Raw genomic sequence first — 21,880 nt, 5'->3', positions numbered from 1 at the left:
ATGTGGGCCGGACAGCCCCTCATCCAGAGTCAAAGTCATACAAAAGGAAAATCAAATGCTTCCCTTGCCAAATTCATATCCCCACAACAACACCTATCGCATGGTGCATTTTGTCCAGAAAGAGCCATCCGAAATGGAGCGCATAACAGAAACGTTAGCTGATGCCTTAGCGGCTGGGCGCGATGCGATCGACGCCATCTACACACTACCGCATTGTGGACCCAGTGAGCTTGATCAACAGATCGATGATCTCGACCATCAGCTTGAAGCCAACCAGTTGCTCAGCGATGAGTTCCGCAGGACCGCAATGATATTGCTTATACACCTCCCCGAAATTGAGGTAGCAGCAGAAGACATGGAAACCCGTGATCGCGCCATAAACCAACTACACAATGCAAACAACATGGCGCAGCGTGTTGCCGATCTTGTCGGCGCGGAAGTTCAAATACAAGCACTTCGCCGCAATCACATCTGACCTCATCCGCTCAGCGAACATAAAGGCCAAGCGTCTTGCCTGTGGCATCGTGATGATATCGCAGGCAAGGCCGGTGACCTGAGGCCAAGTCCACCATTGTTGGAAAACCGGCAATGTTTGAGGCTTCATCCAACCTATAAACCTAGGTACCTATGTAACTAGGAACATAGGAATCTAGGAAAATATGCGCCCAGATATTTATGTGCTCACAAGCATTGAGCGTGTCAGGCTCTTCAATATGTGGTCCGGTCAGGCAAAACATCTCAACCAAAACCTAAAAAACGTTGATGGCCTCCAATCAAGCCGTTGATCGTGTGGTTCTAAGCCAAAGGCGCATGTCCCTAGTGTGTATGGCTTTAGATCACACCTCATCAGACCCACGATGCAGGTCGTCTTCATAAATTTTTAACAGTGTTTTTGGTTTCGAAAAAGAAAACCTACTTTCTCATCAAGCGTTTCGGCGGGGTACCCCCGCAGGTCCAGGCACCCAAGTTTTATGAGCCACCTTGATGAATGAGCATAGCAACCCATCGCTGCAATATATCCCTCTTGCCGCAGCTGCAAAGTTGATTGGCAGGAAGGCACAAACCCTTCGCAATGAGCGCGATAAGGGCAACCTGGTGTGCTATCGGGTCGGCGGCGTGGACTATACAACTCATGACAATATAAAGGACATGTTTGAAAAATGCCGCGTTCAACCAAGCCCGCGCGCCTCTTCTTACGCAAAAGAAAAGGCCGCCAGCCGGTCTATGTCATCCTCGACCAAGGAATCGAGACGAGCACAGGCTTCGGCCCTGCGTGCAGCCAGGAAGCTGAAAAGTTCCTAAAAGACTATATCGATGCGAAGTGGGAGCCTCCAGTTGAGGCGTTGCAAGCCGACATGGCGATAGCCGATGTCCTCTCAGTCTATGCCTCTGAACATGCTCCTACCACTGCAGATCCAGCCCGCATTGGTTACGCCATTGAAGCTCTGATGCCCTATTGGGGTGACAAAGCGGTCTCAGACATCAAGAAGAAGACCTGCCGAAAATATGCTGATAAGCGCGNAGGCCGGTGACCTGAGGCCAAGTCCATCATTGTTGGAAAACCCGCAATGTTCGAGGTTCCGTCCAACCTAAAAACCTAGGACCATATGCGTCCAGATACTTATGTGCACACGAGCATTGAGCGTGTCAGGCATGTCAGCCTCTTCATTTGGAGACACATCGGCGAAGGCATTTACCGAAGAGCAAATAGATTATTGCCTGCGGCTTAAACAAGGCACATGAAACTTTCTGATAATTCATTTCACGTGCAATGTAATTACTTCTTATCAACAAAATTAGCCTCGCCCTTTTATAAATGGCGGGGTTTTTCAATTATTTGAACCTCGAGAATTGAAGAAAATGGCCCATCAAAACCCGGAACGCAAGAACCAAATCAAACACTTTCATCGCCAGCAAATTGAAGACGCCCTTATTCGGCACTTCCCTCATTGCCCACAAGAGCACAGCCAACCAATTCTTGAAAAAGTCCTGATGCGCGATTGGGATAAAAAGACCTCAATGACCAAAGCGGTTTCCATTGTCGTTCATAATTACATACGACATCAGATGACCGACTATGACCAGATCATTGGCAAGAGCGGCATCACTCGTGATGAAGCGAGAATTATAGTGAAACACGAAGTGCAAGATTGGTTCGACTATTGGCATACTGGAGCAGACAGCTGCAAACCAGAGCCGTAAGCATCACAGCAAGGAATGATCTCAGGGCTGGTTTTAAAATAGTGAAAAGTTGAGTGTTGTGTCCTCTTGCGAGGATAAGTGACTGCCTTGCCCATCTAAAGTCGATTTCCACTGGCGGCCCCCCCTTCCCCCGTCTCATTCATTTCATGGGAAATGTAATAACAAATAATTTTGTGCTTTCCATATTGCCCGCAGTATTACAAAAACAATTTACTCTATGGGGAGCAATGAAAAACAATCATATGAATGGGAATATCCAAATTTAAGCTAATGAAACAGCGCCACAACTCCTAATCCGCATAGATTTTTTGGGGGTTGCGTGTGCTTTTACTGGTTGGCCATCGCATTTTTTATGCTCTTTCTTACAGAAAAATAGGTTCAGAATTTTTTTGTCGAGAAAAAATTTCTATTTCCCTAACGAGCTTGGTCAAAGGACTGCCTGACGGCCTTGCGAAGAGATGAAATATATCTATAAATCTTACACATAGCTCTGAACCATGCCGCAGAATAAATCATTGTCAACAGAAGATCTGGAGTGCCGCAAGGTGCGACTGAACCCTGCTGTTAAGCTGCGTGGCAAGGACTATCTAATTGTCTTAAATGTAGTAAATGACGAAATCAGACGGCGTTTAGTTGAAGAAGATAAGACGGCCTAATCAATTTGAAGATAAAGCTACTTTTCCGACGATTAATTTATAAAAATTCTTTCGTCGGTCAGGCCGTTCAGGCAACTAANGTGTCTTACGAGCTGCTTTGAATTATTGTGTCGAAGAAGAATATCTGGTCACTGCGCCCAGGGTTGAGTTGCCCAATAAACCTGCACCCCGTGATCGATGGCTGACCAGACACGAGGTGGCCAAGCTTTTAAAGGTAGCGCGCCAGGCCCCTGAAACGCGCCATATTGCCAAATTCATTCTTGTTGCGGTCTATACCGGCACCCGAAAGAGCGCCATCCTTAATCTGGGTTGGGAACCTGCAGCCAATGCCGGTCACATNTGGCAAGGACTATCTAATTGTCTTAAATGTAGTAAATGACGAAATCAGACGGCGTTTAGTTGAAGAAGATAAGACGGCCTAATCAATTTGAAGATAAAGCTACTTTTCCGACGATTAATTTATAAAAATTCTTTCGTCGGTCAGGCCGTTCAGGCAACTAAACCACCACCAGCTGAAGCTGGTGGGATCAACAGAAACAGTTGAAATTGTTCTTTCTTAATAGAGCGCCTCTGGCGCAGATTTGGCTTTCTCTGCCCGTCTGGTAGGTGGAGGGTTTAGACCAAGTGGTGGAACTAAAAGTTGGCGAGCTGATTTCCATTTTTTTCTATTATTGCCAACGTTTTCAACCCTTTAAGTTTATGAACTGCGCATTGTTGCATTTTTGTTTTCAGTTTACCTACAAAGCAAACTACAACCACTAGTAAAACTGGTCGCGCTGTGGCGTATTATGGCTCTCAATTTAGGAGCCAAACCAAATTGTGCATAAAAATAATTGCAATAGGAATGCAATAGGTTTTGACTACTTTTTTTTTAAAAGAGACGGCAGAAAATAGCCATTTTGCTTTCTCATTCGAGTCCGGCCTGGGGAGCCAATTAAGGGTCTTTGATTAATTTCAAAGACCCTTTTTGTATGGAAATACTATTTTCGTTGAGATACATGGATTGTTGCGATTGAAAGTTGGCTATATGGATGCTGCGTTCTCGATTATGACAAATCAATTCCCAAGGAAGTGCAGCCCTTGATCTGCGCTTCAATTGGATGCACGAAAATCATTGATGATCGAGAATCTCAATTTAGCCATACGGAGGCAAGAGCTAATGCAACCCCAAGATAAGCGGACACTCTGCCAGCTAGGGTGACTTTCATTATCTATGGTGAGCGCGTGACACATAGCTCTGCATTGAGATGCGTTCCATGCTTGATGTTTGTCTTATCGGTGCTGACGTCAACACTTTGGCTTCATAGAACATTCAGCGCAGTTTCATCTGAATAAAAAGTGCTGCTGAACATAAAGCGCTGAAACATTCTTCCAATCAGCGCTCGCGCCTGATCATAGGAAATGGTTCAAACAGGGTTGCTCACATCGCCTACAGGCATAAGCACGCCCTACCCTTAGATCCGGAACTCTATCCGGATCTAAGGAGGAAAGCGGGCATCAAACAGCCCAAGATCATCTCACGACATGCACAGCACATGATGCGTGACGAACCACCCGTGCTGCGGTGGAGCCAAGGAAATAGTCCTGCATCCCCGGACGATGGCTTGTAATGACGATGCAATCGCACGCATGCTCTACTGTATGGTCAAGGATGGTTCGACCCGAATGCCCTTCAACTACCAAAACCTCGACGTGTGCAATGCCATCTGCCAGTGGGGTCAGCTTTTCAGTTATGGTTTTGCGAGCCGTTTCCAAATGATCTGCCGGTAACAAACTGCTGGCATATTGTGGCAGATGCTCAAGGACATGCAGAATCGTGATTGTTCCGTCATCTGCGCGCAAAGCATTTGCAATGTCCATTGCCCGGTGAGCATCGCGGCCGGCTTCAAAAGAAACGGGGACAAGAATATTTTTATACATCGTGGCATCTCCGAGATGTGCTGACGCGCATTTAAAGGATTCTGTTTCAGGCTTGCGTGAATGTTGTCTTATATTGGTCTCGTAAGATGTTCTTTTGGACTTTTCCCATCGTATTGCGCGGAAGCTCGTCCATGATGATTAGCTTGCGAGGATGTTTGAAGCGCGCAAGTGATGTTTTGATCGCTTCCATCATGCTTTCAAGGTCCGGTGACTGACCTGCTTGGGGAATGATAATGCCCAGAACGGTCTCACCAAAATCAGGATGCGGAACTCCGATAACTGCCGTTTCCATAACTCCGGGCTGTTCGTCCAGAACCAACTCTATCTCTTTGGGATAGATGTTATAGCCGCCGGAGATGATCAGGTCTTTATTTCGTCCAACGATATGGACATAGCCGTCGCTGTCGATTTTGCCCAAATCACCGGTAATGAAAAAGCCATCTTCGCGCAATTCGGCGGCGGTCTTTTCCGGCATTTGCCAATAGCCCTTGAACACATTGGGGCCGCGCACCTCGATCTGACCGATTTCTCCGTCGGCAAGGGTTTCTCCATTATCCGGATTGGTAATTTTCAAATCCACTCCGGGGAGTGGGAAGCCAACAGTCCCGGCCCGCCGTTCCCCCTCATATGGGTTTGACGTGTTCATATTGGTTTCGGTCATGCCGTAGCGTTCGAGAATTCGATGGCCGGTACGCTCCTCGAATTGCACATGGGTCTCGGCCAGCAACGGTGCAGACCCCGAGACGAACAGGCGCATGTGCGACGTGAGTGCTTTGGTGAAACCCGCTTCGCTCAGCAGGCGGGTATAGAATGTTGGTACACCCATCATCACCGTTGCCTTTGGCAATATCTCAATCACCTTTTCACTGTCGAATTTTGGCATAAAGATCATGCTGCCACCGGCAGCAAGCGTTACATTGCTGGCAACAAAAAGGCCGTGAGTATGAAATATTGGCAAAGCGTGCAGTAGCACGTCATTTGCCGTAAAACGCCATTCTTTTGCCAATGTAAAAGCATTTGACAGCAGATTGGCTTGGCTCAACATCGCGCCTTTTGAACGCCCCGTCGTACCTGACGTATAAAGGAATGCTGCGAGATCGTCTTCATCGCGATCTACAGTAGAGAAGACAGCAGGCATGATCGCTGCCTGTGCCATCAAATGGCCGCTGCCGTCGGCATTCAAGGTTTCAATCCTGGCCCCGAGTGCGCTGCCGACAGGGATTAGTTTGGTCTCGCTGCGTTCATCGCAAACGATCAAAGAAGCGCCACTGTCTTTTATGAAGTAGGACAGCTCATCGACAGTGTAAGCCGTGTTGAGCGGCAAGAAGACCAAACCCGCTTGCGCGCAAGCGGCATACAGTGCGAGAGCCTCGGCAGATTTTTCAACCTGCGCGGCCACACGATCGCCGGGCTTCATCCCGATCTGTGTCATCACATTGGCGATCTGGGCGGTTGTGGCAAGAAAGTCCTGATGCGTGATCGTTCTGCCATCTAAAAGATGCAGAAATGGGGTCGCCTTACCGGCATGAGCACCAAAGAGTCCGTCGTAAAGTGGATTTGCCATGGGAGTGCCTTTCTTACGGCTGCGACACAGGCGAGGAATTGGCTAGAGCCCGAACCTCGGCCGATGCTGCGACCTCTTTCGTAGTTGCAAATTTTTCATGATTCTGCGCGACTTTGGGCAGGTCATAGAGATAGTTGACCATTGTACCGTTAGACTGCTCCCTGCCCTTGTTCGAAACATCCGCATCAGCATGGACAGCGTGCACGATAGCGCCATTGCCCAGATGGAAGCGTGCCACCGGATCATAGGGTAAGCCTGCGTGGCCTTTGGCATTCAACAGATAGTGGGCTGCTACGGCCTTGCTCTCATCTGGATTGTTGATGTCTGAAGCCGCATCATTTGCCTGCAACCAGCGCGTCAGCGTGGGGATCGGTGACAGGGTGACAAAGGTCTTCAGGCCTGACAGTTCCGCCGACAGATCAGATGCGACCTGTTTTATGAGGGAATTGCCAAAGGAAATGCTTGCAAGGCCTGCCTGACAGTTCGAGATCGAATAGAACACGGCGGTGTCCGCTTCATCCTCTGGCGTAGCGGTTCGGTCTTCGGCAAGTAGCGTCTGAATTGAGCTTGGAATGCCCTTGGTCAATGCCACTTCCACAAAGATCAGCGGCTCATCCGGCATAGAGGGATGAAAAAATGCGAAACAACGACGATCTGTGGGTTGTAATCTGCGGCGCAGATCGTCCCAGCTGTCAATCGCGTGCACGGACTCGTAGGCGATGATTTTTTCCAATATATGCGCTGGGCTTTCCCAGTTAATTGGACGTAAAACCAAAAAACCACGGTTGAACCAAGACGCAAACAAATGTCTGAAATCAAGATCGAGAGCTGCTAGCTCTGAGTCGGTTTTCACCATGCGCAACAGGTCTGCCCGCATCCGAACAAGCGCTCCGGTTGCCCTTGGCACCCGATTAAGCCGCCGGATAAGCTCCTGCCGACGCGGTTCTGCAGCCGTCAGGAAAGCACGATAGGATGATTTTGACGGATTGCGTTCATAATCATCCAGCGTATTACGCACGCTTTCCGGGTCGATATTCATTGCGGTGGCAAGATACTGGAAGAAAACCAGTTTTTTGTCGTCGCTCAGATTTTCAAAGCCCGACAGAATGTCCGCAGCCAAAGCAAGCCCCGAGGTTTCTCCGGCAGACCCTACCAGATCGCAGGCGAGTTCTTCAATTGGCCGGTTGTCCTGCCCTTTACGGGCAGGTTGCCGGTAGCGCCGCTCGAAAACGGTCGATAGCAGATCAGCCAGAAGGGTCACAGCGCAGCCCCCATAACAGCATTGGGCAACCATGTTGCAATGCCCGGAAAGACACACAGCAGAATGATTGCCAGAACCATGCAAGCGACGAAGGGAAGCGAACCGGTCAGGATGGTTTTCAACGAGATGTCGGGCGCTATGCCATTGATCACATACAAGTTAAGACCAACCGGCGGAGAGATAAGGCCGATTTCCATATTGATGGTCAGCACAACAGCAAACCAAATCGGGTCAAAACCGGCAGCGTCAATGATGGGCAGTAATATAGGAGCCGCCATCAGGATCACAGCAACCGGCGGCAGGAAGAAACCAGCAATCAGCAAAAAGACATTGACGACACCCATCAAAATCCAGCGATTGACGTCCAACGTTCCAATCCATTCCGCAATCGATTGGGTGATAAACAAGGAGCTGAGCATATAGGAGAACACGCCGGCCGCTGCGATGATGAACAGGATCATCACCGACTCCTTGGTGCTGTCCCGCAGCACAACCCAGAGATCGCGCGGGTTCCAGAGCTTGTAGATGACCATGGCAATTAGCAAGCACAGCAATGCGCCGACTGCAGCGGTCTCGGACGGGGTCGCGATACCACCATACATCGCATAGAGCACCCCAAGAATGATGGCCAAAAAGGGCAAAACACGGGGCAAAATCTCAAACCGTTCGCTCCACGTATAGCTGCCTGCGCTCAAGCGTTCCGTGTCGCCGGATTTCCAAGTTGAATAAAGTGACCATGCCATAAACAAGACCACCAGCATCAAACCGGGGACGACACCAGCCAGGAAGAGACGGCCAATCGAGGTTTCTGTGGCGATGCCATAGACAATCATGGTCACCGATGGCGGGATCAAAATACCCAGCGTGCCACCGGCTGCAATTGAGCCTGCGGCAACACCATCAGGATAGCCGCGCTTGCGCATTTCAGGAATGCCCATCTTGCCGATGGCGGCACAGGTGGCAGGCGAAGAGCCTGACATGGCAGCGAACAAAGCGCAGGCACCAAGGTTGGAAATCACAAGGCCACCAGGGACGCGGGTCAACCAGCGCTCAAGTGCCTCATACAGGTCGGCCCCTGCTCGGGTCGATGCGATTGAAGACCCCATTATGATAAACATCGGGATCGACAAAAGGGCAAAATTATCGAGTTTGCCAAATAACAGCTCCGGCAGCAGCTCCAAAGACCGAGCGCCATCAAAGACGAGCAGAAACCCGGCAGACACGATCAATAAACCGACGGCCACTGACACGCCAGAGAAGAGAATAAGGATCGTCGCAATAGCCACGATACCACCCAGAAGAAGAGGATCCATCGACGTTACTCCAGACCGAAAGGTTTATCGACGCCGAGTAATACTCCGACGAGATCGGCAATAAGTTGCAGCAGAAAGAGGCCAAATCCGATCGGGATTGCCAAATAGGGAATCCACAGTCGCACCCCCCAAACCGTGTCTGATTTCCAGCCACGTTCCCATGTGAGATGCCAATATTCAGTGCCGTAGAACAGCATCACCGAAATGATGGCGATTGACAAAATGGACGTCAGAATTGCCATGAAAAAGCGCGGACGCGGAGCCATGGATATTGGAATTAGATCCACATTCACATGCCCCCGCAACAGCTGCACATAGGGCAGCCCGATAAGGGTTGCTGCGATGACGAGATAAATAACAGCCTCGGTTTGCCAAACAGTGGATCCGTTCAGAACGAAGCGTACGATGATCATCTGGCAAGTAATGGCCACGGCAGACACAATCATGCCCGCTGAACACCAACCAGCCAATGTAGACAGGCCCGCTACGACCTTGAGGAAGGGATTGCTCCCGGTATGCGCAATTGCGGATGAGCTGTGTCCGGCCATAGTCGCTTCCCAATTTTAGATAAGGTGGGTTGGGATGGCAGCCTGCCACCCCAAGAATGATCACTCGACGGCCAAAGCCAGATCAAGAAGCTTTTGTCCATCGGGCACTTCTTCGACAAACGCCTTAAGGGAAGTCTCTTGAGCCAAGGCGCGCCACTGATCAAAATCTTCAGCGCTCATTTCAGCAATTTCTACGCCCGCATCGCTAAATACTTTTGCAGACGCCGCATCTTGTTTTTTGGCTTCTGCCAGATAGAAGGCTTCTGCTTTTTTGGATGCTGCCAACAACGCGGCTTGCTGAGGTTCGGTCAGCTTTTCAAAGGTTGTTTTATTGATGAGCAGCGGCTGATACATGAACCACAGCGCCACGTCACCTGCTGGTGTGTAGCATTTGACCTGCTCATAAATCCGGTAGGATACAAAGGATGAAGACGACGTATTAGCCGCCTGAAGCACGCCAGTCTGCATTGCATTGTAGATTTCGGATGACGCCATTGAGGCAATCGATGCGCCTGCTCCGGCCAGCATTTGTTCAAATGACTTGCCCGCAGCGCGGGTCTGAAGGCCTTTCACATGCTCAGGCTTGGTGATGCATTTGTCTTTGCCCGCAAAACCGCCAGCCAGATAGCCGTGCACCAGAACCTTCACATCGTCAGCGGCCATTTTCTCTTCCAGCGCCTTCATAAATGGCGAAGCACTTAGACGGGCTGCGTGATCGTGATTTTTCACCAAACCGGGCATCAAAGTCAGATTATAGGCTGGCTGCTGTCCTCCGGCATAGCTCAGAGGCAGCACAGTCATGTCCAACAGGCCACGGCTCAATGGCTTATATTGCTCGCGAGGCTTGAAGAGTGACTTAGAGCCAAAAATCTTGATTTCCAAATCAACATCGGCTGCAGCAACACCATCGGCCACTATTTGCGCCACTTGATGCCGAATGTCTTTGTTGGACCATTGATGCGAAAGACGCAATTCGGTCGCATAGGTCACGGAGCTGACGGATATAAGCGCCAGCGCGGCTCCTGCTGTTTTGAGCATGGATTTCATGTTTTCCTCCCAATGAATCCACCCCGATTGCTCCGGGGCAGCATCAGGATAAACACACATTGTTTTTTTAGTCAAATTCTTGTATACAATAATTGCTTTGTTGAATTTTATTTTTAAGAGAAGATAAATGAAGAATATTGAAAAACGCCGCGCAGACACCATTGCCGAGCAGCTTGAAGAAATGATCTTCGACGGGAGCTTTTCAAATGGCGAACGGTTGGATGAAGTGCGGCTCGCGGAACAATTTGGTGTTTCCAGGACGCCATTCAGAGAAGCCTTACAAAGGCTTGCTCTTTCAAATTTGATCGAGTTGATTCCGCGCCGAGGCGCCTTTGTGCGCCAACCCGGCCCTATCGAGCTCATTGAAATGTTTGAAGTCATGGCTGAAATGGAAGCCGTTTGCGGACGTTTGGCGGCTTTGCGTATTTCGGATCAGGCCCTTGATGATCTTCAAGCGTCCAACCAGAAATGTCAGGCAGCCGTTGAACGGCAGGATCCAGACACCTACTACATCGAGAATGAACAATTCCACAAAACCATCTATCAACAGTCCGGCAACAGCTTTTTGGCCTCGGAAGTGGAAATGTTGCACAAGCGCTTAAAGCCATTCAGACGCCAGCAGCTGCGATTGCGTGGACGTATGGCTCAATCCCTAGCAGAACATGAAGCAGTCCTTGAGGCGCTGAAGAAGGGTGATCCAGAAGCATCTGCTAACGCGCTTCGTGTGCATGTGGCTATTCAGGGCGAAAAGTTTCACAGCCTAATGTCTAATCTAAAAAATGCAGCAGAATAGATCTGCTCCAGTCTCTGTTTAACTTAAAAGAATGAATGATCCCCAAAGGGGTTTCAAAGCTTAACTTGCGAGTGGGCGCTATACTTTGCAATCCAACATTCTCTAATCCCTGCGTGTGTTGATGCAAGTTGCAACAGAATGTCTTCAGTTACAATTACGGGGCGTCTGGCGCTGATACCAAAATATTGAGACCACCGCAAAAATCACATGCCCGGTGCCACCAGATGTTCAATTCTCATGGCGGCAGGATAGACTAGTTATTCCTAATCCCTATCGAAGTTTTTCAAATAGCCAGTGACACCCTATGGTTTGTTTAGGGTGTCACTAGCAGATGGGTTATCTCGTCCAAGTTGAACACACAACCACCAAAATTGGGAAGGAGAACCGAAACTGGTGGCGTGGTGTCTAGGCCTTGCTTAACGGATACGTAGTGTTGTCTCTTGGTCAAAAAAGACAGCCTTTGCCATATCAAACGCAAAAGTTGTGGTTTCCCCCGCGGTCACTTGTGCGTTGGCACGCATGCGTGCAATGGTCTGTTTGCCCCCCAAATGCAAAATAGAAAATGTGTCTGAACCCGCTGGCTCGACAACATCGACCATGCATTGGCGCTCGACGATCTGGTCAGATGTTCTATCTGCCCCATGAGGATCAGTCAGTGCTTCTGGTCGAATTCCAAGGACAATGGTTTTGCCGGCATATGCGGACAGGCCTTGGACGTTGTGAACCGGAAGATCAAATTCTATCCCGCCTGCTTCTTTGAGTGTCACTGATGTTGCCTCGCCGTCTACCTTAACAACAGCCGGAACCAAGTTCATCGATGGAGACCCCATAAAGTCGGCAACGAACATGTTAATCGGATCGTCATAGACCTCGGCAGGCGTACCAAATTGCTGTAGATAGCCATCCTTTAACACTGCGATTTTGCTGGCCAGAGTCAGAGCTTCGATCTGATCGTGGGTTACGTAGACAATGGTGGTGCCCATCCGCTTATGGAGGCGTTTGATTTCGGTGCGCATATCAACGCGCAATTTGGCGTCCAGATTTGACAGAGGCTCATCAAAGAAGAAGACCTGAGGGTCTCGCACAAGCGCACGGCCCATGGCTACGCGTTGACGTTGACCACCCGACAATTGCCCTGGTTTGCGATTTAACAACTCGCCGATCTGCAACATGTCTGCTACGCGCTTGATCGCAGCCTCGCGCTCGGATTTTTCAACTTTGCGCACTTCCATGCCGAAGCTGATATTTTGCGCAACGGTCATGTTGGGATAAAGCGCGTAGGACTGGAAAACCATAGCGATATCACGCTTGGATGGTGGCAAGCCAGCGACAGATTTTCCGCCAATCATAATATCGCCGCTGGTTATTTCTTCCAGTCCGGCAATTGTATTGAGCAAGGTTGATTTGCCGCAACCGGACGGACCGACCAATACCAAAAATCCACCGTCTTCGATTTCAAGATCAATGCCCTTGAGCACTTCAACATTGCCATAGGATTTGTAGAGATTTTCAATCGAAAGGGATGCCATTTTTGTCCTCCCGGTTACCCGGTGCTGCGCGGTTTGTTCGCGTGTTCAATGATTTTCGGCATTTCTCGCGGTTCAAGAATTGCCGGAATTGCTCAACTGAATGCTTCCTTAGGACACATTCGTTTTTTGCACTAAACGTGCCTACCCTTTTACGGAGCCGGCCATCAGTCCGCGCACAAAGTAGCGACCGGAAACGATGTAGACGACAAGGGTGGGAAGGGCTGCCAGAATAGAACCTGCAAAATGCACGTTATATTCTTTGACGCCGGTTGAACTGTTGACCAGATTATTGAGCGCAACTGTGATGGGGATTGAGTCAAAATCCGCAAAAGAGGCGCCGAATAAAAAATCGTTCCAGACATTGGTAAATTGCCAAATCACGGTCACAACAAAGATCGGGCCGGAGCTGGGCAGAAGAATGCGCCGAAATATCTGGAAGAAACTTGCACCATCAATTTGGGCTGCGCGTACCAGCTCAGTCGGGAACGCTTCATAATAGTTGCGGAAGAACAGAGTGGTAAATCCCAGACCATAGACAGTGTGAACCAGAACGAGCCCCGGTGTTGTACCCGCAAGTCCCAACAATCCCAGAATGCGCGCCATTGGAATGAGCACAATCTGAAAAGGAATAAAACAAGCAAGAAGCAACATACCAAAGACGATTTTGTCACCTTTGAAGGACCATTTGGTCAGCACATACCCATTCAGGGCACCAAGCATAGTGGATAGCAGTACTGCAGGGACCACCATAAGTATGGAATTAAAGAAGAACGGTTTTAGCCCCGTTGGATCCACTCCAATTTGGGCTGTTGACCAAGCCGAGAGCCAAGGAGCAAGAGTCCAATCTTGGGGCAGGTTCATCATGCCGCCGCCGCGGATTTCATCCAGCGGTTTGAAGCTGTTGACGACCATCACATAGAGCGGCAGCAGGTAATAAATGGCGAACAAGATCAAGGCCGCATAGATGACGGCACGGATCAGGCGATCACCGAGCGTTGAGGACGTGGAGACGGTGTGGTTCATCTTCTGTCTCCACTTTTAAGTTCACTATACAGATAAGGCACTATGATTGAGAATATCATGATCATCATGATGATCGCAGATGATGCCCCTACTCCCATCTGATTGCGTGTGAATGTGTAGGAATACATGAATGTGGCTGGCATCTCGGTTGCCCTGCCCGGACCACCCCCCGTCAGCGCGACGACCAAATCATAGGCTTTAATAGCCAAATGCGCCAAAACCACAAAGCTAGACAGGAAAACCGGCCGCATCATAGGGATGACAATTTTGCGATAGATGAGAGACTTGGGTGCACCATCCATCTCGGCGGCGCGCATAATTTCGGTATCAATGCCGCGCAGGCCTGCCAAAAACATTGCCATGACAAACCCCGAGGACTGCCATACGGCGGCAATAACCACGGTGTAGATGGCCATCTTACTGTCTTTGATCCAGTTGAAATGAAAGCTTTCCCAGCCCCAGCTGTGAAAGGTGGCCTCGATTCCGATGCCCGGATCCAGAAACCACTTCCAGGCAATGCCGGTTACGATGAAGGACAGCGCCATCGGGTAGAGATATATAGGACGCAGAAAGCCTTCACCCCGGATTTTCTGATCCAGAAGAATAGCCAAGAAAAGGCCAAGAATCGTACTGATGGCGATATAAAGGAAGCTGAAGATACCCAGATTTACCAGTGCGGTATTCCAGTGTCTCAGTTTAAAAAGCTTGATATAATTCGCAAATCCAATCCATTCGTCGGATGGAAACATTCTCGAGTTGGTCATCGACAGATAACCGGAATAGAAAATGAAGCCATAAACGAAGATCAGAACCAGCAAGAAGCTCGGCGCAAGAACAATGCGCGGCACCCAATCACGTATGCGATCCAACATGAGGAACTTTCAAAAATGCGTTCTGTGTTTATGTCGAGACAAGTACTCTAAAATGTATAGGCAAAGAGGCGCTTGTTTCTATGAACCATAGTCTCACAGTAATGAGCAACAAAACAAAACTATGCGTTTGCCTGTTGTGAGACGATCAAGGGCTAATTCAGCCCTTGATCTTGATATCGGTTCGCTCGGTCTTACTTCGCAGATTCGACCGCGTCGACCAATTCTGCAGCAGCAGTTTTTGAGTCAAACTCGCCATTGAAGTGGGCTGTTACGACGTCAAAGATGGCACTTTTGATGCCATCTGGCACGGCATGGCCATGGGCCATAGAGCCAAACAACCGGCCAGTTTTGCCAGCATCAGCCAAATCGGCCATGCCTTTTTTGCCGCAATCGTCAAATTTCTCGTCAGAAACGTCCGTACGGGCAGGAACGGAGCCTTTTACCGTATTAAACGCGATCTGGAAATTTGGATCCATTACAGCAGAAGCCATTTTCTTCTGTGCAGCAAGGCCATCTTTAACATCAAACATAACAAACTGGTCGGAGTTAAAGGTTACGGCGCCTTGCGTGCTAGGGAAACGGATGCAGACAAAGTCTTCTCCGGGAACTTTTTTAGACTGTAGGAATTCACCCTTAGCCCAGTCACCCATGATTTGCATGCCTGCTTCACCATTGATCACCATAGCGGTGGCCAAGTTCCAGTCACGACCGGAGAAGTTGTCATCGACATAGCTGCGCAATTTTGCCATGCGATCAAACGCTTCAACCATTTTATCGCCGCCCAATGCTTCGGGCTTAAGGTCGATCATAGTGTCTTTGTAGAAATCATCACCAAGAGAAAGAACAACGGAGTCAAAGATTGTTCCGTCTTGCCAAGCCTGTCCGCCATGAGCCAGAGGCGTAATGCCGTTGGCCTTCATGGTGTCAAGCATTGCAATCAACTCGTCCCAAGTTGTCGGTGCTTTACCTCCGGCGTCATCAAGCGCTTTTTTGCTGATCCAAACCCAGTTTGTGGAGTGAACATTGACCGGTGCAGCAATCCAGTTGCCATCGTGCTTTGAGAACTCCTGAAGGGCCGGTGGTACGACGTTGTCCCAACCTTCGGCTTCAGCAACATCGTTGAGATTGCCGAGGACATCCTGAGCGGACCAGTCTTTGATGTTAAAGCCCATCATCTGGACGGCGGTTGGTGGGTTTCCTGCGGTGACACGCGCACGCAGTGCGGTCATGGCGCTGACCCCTGAACCACCAGCAACTGGCATGTCTTTCCAGTTAACACCCTGTTTTTCAAGATTTTCTTTCAAAACATTAAGTGCTGCGGCTTCACCGCCAGCTGTCCACCAATGCATGACTTCGACATTTTCGTCAGCCATTGCAGGTGCAGAAATAAGGGGAATTACGACCATAGCAGTGCTCAGAATAGAGCACTTTAATAGAGACATCAGTTTCATCTGTTTCCTCCCAGTAGAAAGTCTGAACTCGCAAACATTATAACGTTGTAAATGGAAATATTGTCAATGACTATTTTTTCATTCTAAAGGCTATCTAGACAATTGCCCTGTTTGACCGGCGTTTGGGGCTATGATACTCAGGTATCAAAGAACCTCACCGGACCTCCAAGCAAAATGGCACAAAATCGCATACCAATTGACCGGATATCACGCCGTTCTCGACCCACCCAACAGACGATTGCGGATATCACTGGACTTGCGGTTACGACGGTCTCAAAAGCATTGCGTCAGGACCCCAAAATTTCCCATTCCACGCGCGCTTTGGTGAATAAAATTGCGCAAGAGGTGGGGTATGTGCCTGATCGGGCTGCCTTGCGTCTGAGAACCGGGAAAACCAATGTCATCAGCCTTATTCTTGATCCTCACAATGAGATCCTAAGTTTCGGTAACTCCATGATTTCCGGCGTTGTTAAGGCTCTTCAGGAAACAAATTATCACCTCAATATCATTCCTCATTTCACGCAAGACGAGATTGAAAGCCCGGTTGTGCAGATTGTTCGAAATGGACTGGCAGACGGACTGATTTTTTCACGCACGACTGCATTGGATGAGCGGGTTCGGTTCCTGACAGAAAAGCACTTTCCTTTTGTCACTCACGGGCGGACTGAATTCACTGAGCAGCATAGTTTTGTTGATTATGACAATGACGATTTTGCATACCAATCCGTCATGCGGTTGGTCCAAAAAGGCTGCGCAAAAGTATGTATACTCCTGCCTTTGAGCAAATTTACTTTTTACCAACATTTGCGGTACGGCTTTATGCGCGCGGTGCGTGAGACAGGTGTGGATTATTTGTTCCCGCAAACAGTTTCACTGGATTCGCAGCCTGACGAATTGGTGGAATGGGCCCGCACCCTTGCGCAAAGTGGCGAGATTCCCGATGGGATGATTTGCCCGGGAGAAATCTCTTATTTCGCCGTTCAAAACGGCTTTACCTCAGCTGGGAAAAAGCAAGGGAGCGATTACCATATGGTGGCAAAATCGGTTTCAAAGGTTCTTGGCTTGAGTGATCCTGGTTTGGATTGTATCGACGAAGATGTGCATCAGGCTGGTTTCTTGATGGCGAGCCATCTGGTCGACCAAATTAACAATCCCGAAGCCGGCCCGCTGCAGACTTTGCAACAACCCATAATCAAGTTCAAGTAAACTTGACGCCCGACCTTTTCCGCCAAGAAGGTTGGTGTAAAAGACCATCTCTATTCTTTTTATCGGCCTATGGTTTTTTCCATACTCAAGTCCTTAATTATGCGCGTTCATAGATAACAATTGAGCGAGGACACATATGGCTAAAATTAACTAGAAATGAAAGTTATACGTGTATTGAGGAAGGATATAAAACTATAAAAACCAATAGGTTCCGGCTCAGGATAGAATGATGTCTATAGTAAACTACGGCATGCGATTGGTGGATCTTACAGAGCAATTGAGTCAGAGATCTTTTTTCGTAGCTGTGCAGCGGGGCCTATCCTTAGCACTACCCCTTATTATGGTTGGAGCCTTGGCGCTCCTTGTTCGGTTTCCGCCATTCGTCTGGCTTCAATCTTTCCTTACGGATATTTTCGGGCCACATCTTAATGTGATGTGTGACAATCTTATCGCAGGAACGTTTGGCATCGCATCGCTAGTCGCGTTATTTGGATTTTCGACGGTTTTAACGGATCAGTATATTCAAGAGCACGATCACAGACGCGCCAACCCGACGATTACGGCCATGGTCGTTATTTCATGCTTTTTCATAATTGTTGCTCCGAATGACGATACAACGCTCAGGTCTGCTCTCTCTCTGAGCGAGGGATTGTTGGTTGCTTTGCTTGTTGCGGCGACTGGTGGGTCTCTGTTTTTAAAGCTTGCGCAATTAAAATTTTTGCAGCTTCCCTTAAAGGCTTCGGGACATGATCCGCTTGTTGGTGATGTTTTTGCAATTATGCCAGCTGGAATGCTTACTATTTTTCTATTCGCGGCCGTTAAAGCTGTTTTTTACGCGATTGGGTCAGATAATATTGCAGCCAGCTTTGATGGCATGCTGTCTTCTCTCTTTGCTGGAGCAAATGATAACATCGGATTTGCGATAGGCTATGTTTTCTTGACTCAGGTTTTGTGGTTTTTCGGTATCCACGGACCCAATCTTCTAAACAGTGTTCAAGACAGCATCTTAATTCCTGCAACGAATGCAAATATTGATGCCGTTGTAAATGGGGCTGAACCACTCTTCACATTTAGCTCTCAGTTTTTCGATTTTTTTGTTCGAATGGGAGGATCTGGCGGCACTCTGTCTTTGATTTTGGTTCTGCTCTTTGTGAGTAAATTCACAAATATCCGCAGATTTGCATTGATTGCCCTTTTTCCTGCATTGTGCAATGTGAATGAACCATTGTTGTTCGGTATCCCGCTGGTTCTAAACCCAATTTATGCCATTCCGTTTATTCTGACACCGATTGTGCAGACCGTCATTGGCTATACCGCGATCGTGTTCGATTGGATGCCTCATACGTCCTATAATACGATGTGGACCACCCCTGCCCTGATCAGTGGTTATGTTTCTACGGGATCTTTCTCTGGTGTGATTGTGCAGCTTATCAGCTTGATGGTAGGGGCCGCAATTTACTTGCCGTTTGTCAAACTGTCAGAGCGCGTAGCCCTCCAACGAAGCAAGCAGGTGCTCCGATCATTACTAGATAAAGCCGAGTCTCAAGAAAATAGTCAGCCAAAACATCAGTATATCAACCTTCGCGGTGAAGAAGGACGCATCGCAATTGCATTGGCAAATGATTTGGAAATGGCTCTCGAAGAGAATAGTGATGAAATATATTTGGAATACCAACCTCAAATCAATATTTTAAACAAGCAGGTATTTGGAGCAGAAGCTCTGTTGCGTTGGAACCATCAGCAATATGGGCGGATAGCCCCTCCCATAACGGTTGCTCTAGCGGAAGATGCCGGCTTGATTGATGAAATTGGTCTCAAAATTTTGGAGGTTGCCTGCCGCCAGAGAGCCTCTTGGTATGGCTATGTACCGGATGATTTTGTCATCTCGGTGAATGTATCACCCAAACAGCTTTTAAAACCGGATTTTGATAGGAAAGTACTTGAGATCCTAATGAAAACGGGACTGTCGCCCAAACTTCTGGAACTGGAAATCACAGAATCAACAGCACTGTTACCCGAAGTCCATGCAATTGGTGCTTTGACTAAATTGCATGGTTTGGGTGTAAAAATTGCGCTTGATGATTTTGGTATGGGCCATACATCCCTGCACTATCTGCGTGTATTGCCGTTCGATACCGTTAAAATAGACAAATCTCTCACCCATTATTCTCAGGATAATATTAACGACCATATTGTGAAAAGCATCGTTGATCTGGGGCAGACTTTAAACTTCAAGCTGATTATTGAAGGCATAGAAACAGAAGAACAACTTGATCGCTTTTGTTCCATTGGTTGTGACCAATATCAGGGTTACTTATTCAGCAAGCCTTTGTCCGTTGCACAGTTCGTCCCGTTTCTCAGTAAAATGATGCCAACTTTGTCACAAGCATTCTCGGTTGGTGACAGGGCTGTTCCTGAGCTGAGAAACGGTATTTCTGCACTTGAAACACAGTATCATGACGCGCGATCAGTTCAAGATATCACCAAAGTCGCGGTTTAAGAGCATATCAAAGAGAGCCGATCTGCTATTTGTTCATGATTGCCGAGGGGTTTGGTCGCATTCTGACTTGTGCTTTGACCGCAATTCCCTACGTAAAACTTTTCCGATGGCATTTTTGGGTAAAGTCTCAACGTAATGTATCTGTTTGGGAAGCTTGTAGCTGGTTAGGTGCTGCTGGCAATGCTTGATGATTTCCATTTTTGTCGGTGCCTCATTTTCATTCTTGCCAACAACATACAGACATAAGGCTTCTCCCGTTTTGTCATCGGGTATACCGATTACCGCACATTCAGCAATTTCGGACATTTGGCTGACGACATTTTCCACTTCATTTGGGGCAACATTGAACCCTGAGACATTCACGATGTCTTTTTTGCGGTCGACGATGCGATAGGCCGCGTCATTGCCCCGCACAACAATGTCCCCAGATTTAAGCCAGCCATCTTTGGTGAGAACATTCTGGGTTTCCTCAGGTGCGTTCCAATATCCCTGCATTACCTGAGGGCCTTGCACCCACAATTCGCCAGGTTCGCCATCTGGCACATCATGGCCGTGTTCATCAACGACACGGATATTGGTCGAATGGAATGCAACTCCAATTGAACCGAGCTGCTCTTTTCCGATGATATTACCGGTAATTCCAGGAGAGGTCTCAGACATACCGTAAGACTCAGATACAACGCCTCCGGTCAAGGCTTGCCATTTGGCGGCTGCATCCATTGTCAGGGCAGCGCCTCCTGATACCGTGATCTTAAGAGATGAAAAATCAAGCTTTCTAAACGCTTTGTTTTGCACCAGAGCAACCATCAAAGTGTTTATCTGCAGGAATCCATGGAACTTCTTGCCTTTGAGTGCTTTGGCAAAGCTGTTCATGTCACGAGGGTTCGGGATAAGTAGGGAATGACAGCCACGGCTGAGAAACACCAGGTTATGCGCTGTGAAGGCGAAAATATGATAGAGCGGTAGAGGCGCCACCCAGATATCACCTGGTTGGCCCGTTGCTTCAGCGAGGTGGTATCGAACCTGCGCCATATTAGCCACAAGATTGCTATGGCTGAGGATTGCAGCTCTGGCTGGTCCTGTGGTGCCGCCTGTATATTGTAGCACGGCGGTATCGCTACTTTGGGCAGAGTGTTTTACCGCTCGTGCTCGAGCGCCTACGCGCAACGCGGTGCGGAATGTTACCTGATTGGCAAATCGAAATTTCGGAACAAGTTTTTTTACTCGTTTCGATACGAAATTGATTAGTTTGCGCTTAAGCAGGGAATGCATGTCGCCCACTTCGGTGACGATGACCAGTCCAACATCTGTGTGCGGCACAACTTTGCTTGCCGTGTGGGCGACATTGGATATGACAACCATCGCCTTGGCACCGCTATCTATGAGCTGGTGCCTTAACTCGGTCGCGGTATAGAGCGGGTTTGTGTTGACCACGACAAGGCCGGCACGAATGGCTCCCAGAACAGCAATTGGACTTTGAAGAAGATTGGGAAGTTGGATTGCGATACGATCCCCCGCCATCAATCCAGCCTGCTGCAAATAAGCAGCAAATGCTGCGGTTTTGCGGTCCAAATCCTGAAAGGACAATTTTGCCCCTAGAGCAGAAAATGCTGTATGAGGACCATAGGTTGCCGTAGCATAGTCCAAGATTTCCGGTATGGTTCTAAATCCTTGCGGATTCAGTTCGGGTAGTATCGCCGTCATGGTCTCTCCTGTCGGACGATTTATCTAACAGATCTTTTGGTTCAGTGTTCGAATAAATTACTCACACTATCCTTTTGTCCTTTTGAAAAGTGCGCCCGTAACTCCGGAATTTGGCTCCGTCTGGTTCCGCCGTATCACTGGTATTTTGACGTTGAAAACTAATGGCGGATTACGATCGCTGCACTGTTCTATGCGTTCTGCATGTTTATCAACTCTCTTCGCCGCAGCGCGCGATGTAACCTGATCTAATGTCCGCGCTTAATCCTTGCGCAACGTCAATCTTGGGTGAAT

16 protein-coding genes are annotated in these 21,880 nt (G+C 48.6%); 5 read left to right on the top strand and 11 right to left on the bottom strand.

Features of this window, described 5'->3' with window-relative positions; translation table 11 throughout:
- Together C0081_RS07355 and C0081_RS07345 are read left to right on the top strand one after the other, a co-directional pair.
- On the top strand, positions 1 to 475 hold a 475-nt coding region (locus C0081_RS07355), incomplete at its 5' end, for a hypothetical protein (protein ID WP_210200429.1).
- Positions 476 to 1,860: 1,385 nt separating this feature from the next.
- Positions 1,861 to 2,202 carry a DUF2293 domain-containing protein gene (locus C0081_RS07345; RefSeq protein WP_101533169.1) on the top strand — a complete coding sequence of 114 codons (342 nt, stop codon included), beginning with the start codon at positions 1,861 to 1,863 and terminating at the stop codon, positions 2,200 to 2,202.
- Between the two features lie 2,168 nt (positions 2,203 to 4,370).
- Here C0081_RS07345 and C0081_RS07335 read toward each other — a convergent pair.
- From C0081_RS07335 to dctP, 6 genes are read right to left on the bottom strand one after another with little or no spacing between them, the layout of a single operon-like run.
- On the bottom strand, positions 4,371 to 4,778 hold the full coding sequence (locus tag C0081_RS07335; protein ID WP_101533167.1) for a universal stress protein: 408 nt from the start codon (positions 4,776 to 4,778) through the stop codon (positions 4,371 to 4,373).
- A 46-nt stretch (positions 4,779 to 4,824) separates the two neighbouring features.
- Positions 4,825 to 6,342: a malonate--CoA ligase gene (locus C0081_RS07330; protein WP_101533166.1), complete on the bottom strand. Its 1,518-nt coding sequence runs from the start codon at positions 6,340 to 6,342 to the stop codon at positions 4,825 to 4,827.
- 13 nt (positions 6,343 to 6,355) lie between these two features.
- Positions 6,356 to 7,603 (bottom strand): malonyl-CoA decarboxylase, encoded by a 1,248-nt coding sequence (locus C0081_RS07325; protein WP_101533179.1) that lies wholly within the window; start codon positions 7,601 to 7,603, stop codon positions 6,356 to 6,358.
- Complete coding sequence (locus C0081_RS07320; RefSeq protein ID WP_101533165.1) at positions 7,600 to 8,916, bottom strand: TRAP transporter large permease; 1,317 nt, start codon at positions 8,914 to 8,916, stop codon at positions 7,600 to 7,602. Before C0081_RS07320 ends, C0081_RS07325 begins: the two co-directional genes overlap by 4 nt.
- Before the next feature lie 5 nt (positions 8,917 to 8,921).
- Entirely contained in the window at positions 8,922 to 9,464 is a 543-nt protein-coding gene (locus C0081_RS07315) for a TRAP transporter small permease (RefSeq protein WP_101533164.1), read from the bottom strand.
- A 60-nt stretch (positions 9,465 to 9,524) separates the two neighbouring features.
- Positions 9,525 to 10,511: a TRAP transporter substrate-binding protein DctP gene (dctP, locus tag C0081_RS07310; RefSeq protein ID WP_101533163.1), complete on the bottom strand. Its 987-nt coding sequence runs from the start codon at positions 10,509 to 10,511 to the stop codon at positions 9,525 to 9,527.
- A gap of 127 nt (positions 10,512 to 10,638) precedes the next feature.
- Here dctP and C0081_RS07305 point away from each other — a divergent pair, with 127 nt between their 5' ends.
- Positions 10,639 to 11,304 (top strand): GntR family transcriptional regulator, encoded by a 666-nt coding sequence (locus tag C0081_RS07305; RefSeq protein WP_210200427.1) that lies wholly within the window; start codon positions 10,639 to 10,641, stop codon positions 11,302 to 11,304.
- Between the two features lie 416 nt (positions 11,305 to 11,720).
- On the opposite strand, the gene C0081_RS07300 is transcribed toward C0081_RS07305, so the two are convergent.
- The 4 genes from C0081_RS07300 to C0081_RS07285 form a co-directional block, all read right to left on the bottom strand.
- Positions 11,721 to 12,833 (bottom strand): ABC transporter ATP-binding protein, encoded by a 1,113-nt coding sequence (locus C0081_RS07300; RefSeq protein WP_101533162.1) that lies wholly within the window; start codon positions 12,831 to 12,833, stop codon positions 11,721 to 11,723.
- 141 nt (positions 12,834 to 12,974) lie between these two features.
- Entirely contained in the window at positions 12,975 to 13,856 is an 882-nt protein-coding gene (locus tag C0081_RS07295; protein WP_101533161.1) for a carbohydrate ABC transporter permease, read from the bottom strand.
- Positions 13,853 to 14,728, bottom strand: a complete 876-nt coding sequence (locus C0081_RS07290; RefSeq protein WP_101533160.1) for a carbohydrate ABC transporter permease — start codon at positions 14,726 to 14,728, stop codon at positions 13,853 to 13,855. Before C0081_RS07290 ends, C0081_RS07295 begins: the two co-directional genes overlap by 4 nt.
- 191 nt (positions 14,729 to 14,919) lie before the next feature.
- Positions 14,920 to 16,134 (bottom strand): ABC transporter substrate-binding protein, encoded by a 1,215-nt coding sequence (locus C0081_RS07285; protein WP_373235851.1) that lies wholly within the window; start codon positions 16,132 to 16,134, stop codon positions 14,920 to 14,922.
- A gap of 219 nt (positions 16,135 to 16,353) precedes the next feature.
- Here C0081_RS07285 and C0081_RS07280 point away from each other — a divergent pair, with 219 nt between their 5' ends.
- The gene (locus tag C0081_RS07280; RefSeq protein ID WP_101533159.1) at positions 16,354 to 17,385 is read left to right on the top strand and encodes a LacI family DNA-binding transcriptional regulator; all 1,032 of its coding nucleotides are present in this window, start codon (positions 16,354 to 16,356) and stop codon (positions 17,383 to 17,385) included.
- Positions 17,386 to 17,614: 229 nt separating this feature from the next.
- Positions 17,615 to 19,885 (top strand): EAL domain-containing protein, encoded by a 2,271-nt coding sequence (locus C0081_RS07275; RefSeq protein WP_210200426.1) that lies wholly within the window; start codon positions 17,615 to 17,617, stop codon positions 19,883 to 19,885.
- 33 nt (positions 19,886 to 19,918) lie between these two features.
- On the opposite strand, the gene C0081_RS07270 is transcribed toward C0081_RS07275, so the two are convergent.
- Complete coding sequence (locus tag C0081_RS07270) at positions 19,919 to 21,589, bottom strand: AMP-binding protein (RefSeq protein WP_101533157.1); 1,671 nt, start codon at positions 21,587 to 21,589, stop codon at positions 19,919 to 19,921.
- Positions 21,590 to 21,880: the final 291 nt, after the last annotated feature.

The sequence above is a fragment of the Cohaesibacter celericrescens genome, assembly GCF_002866925.1.
Lineage (GTDB): Bacteria > Pseudomonadota > Alphaproteobacteria > Rhizobiales > Cohaesibacteraceae > Cohaesibacter > Cohaesibacter celericrescens.
The sequence above is the reverse complement of the archived record's forward strand: the minus strand, read 5'-3'. Positions and strand labels throughout refer to the sequence as shown.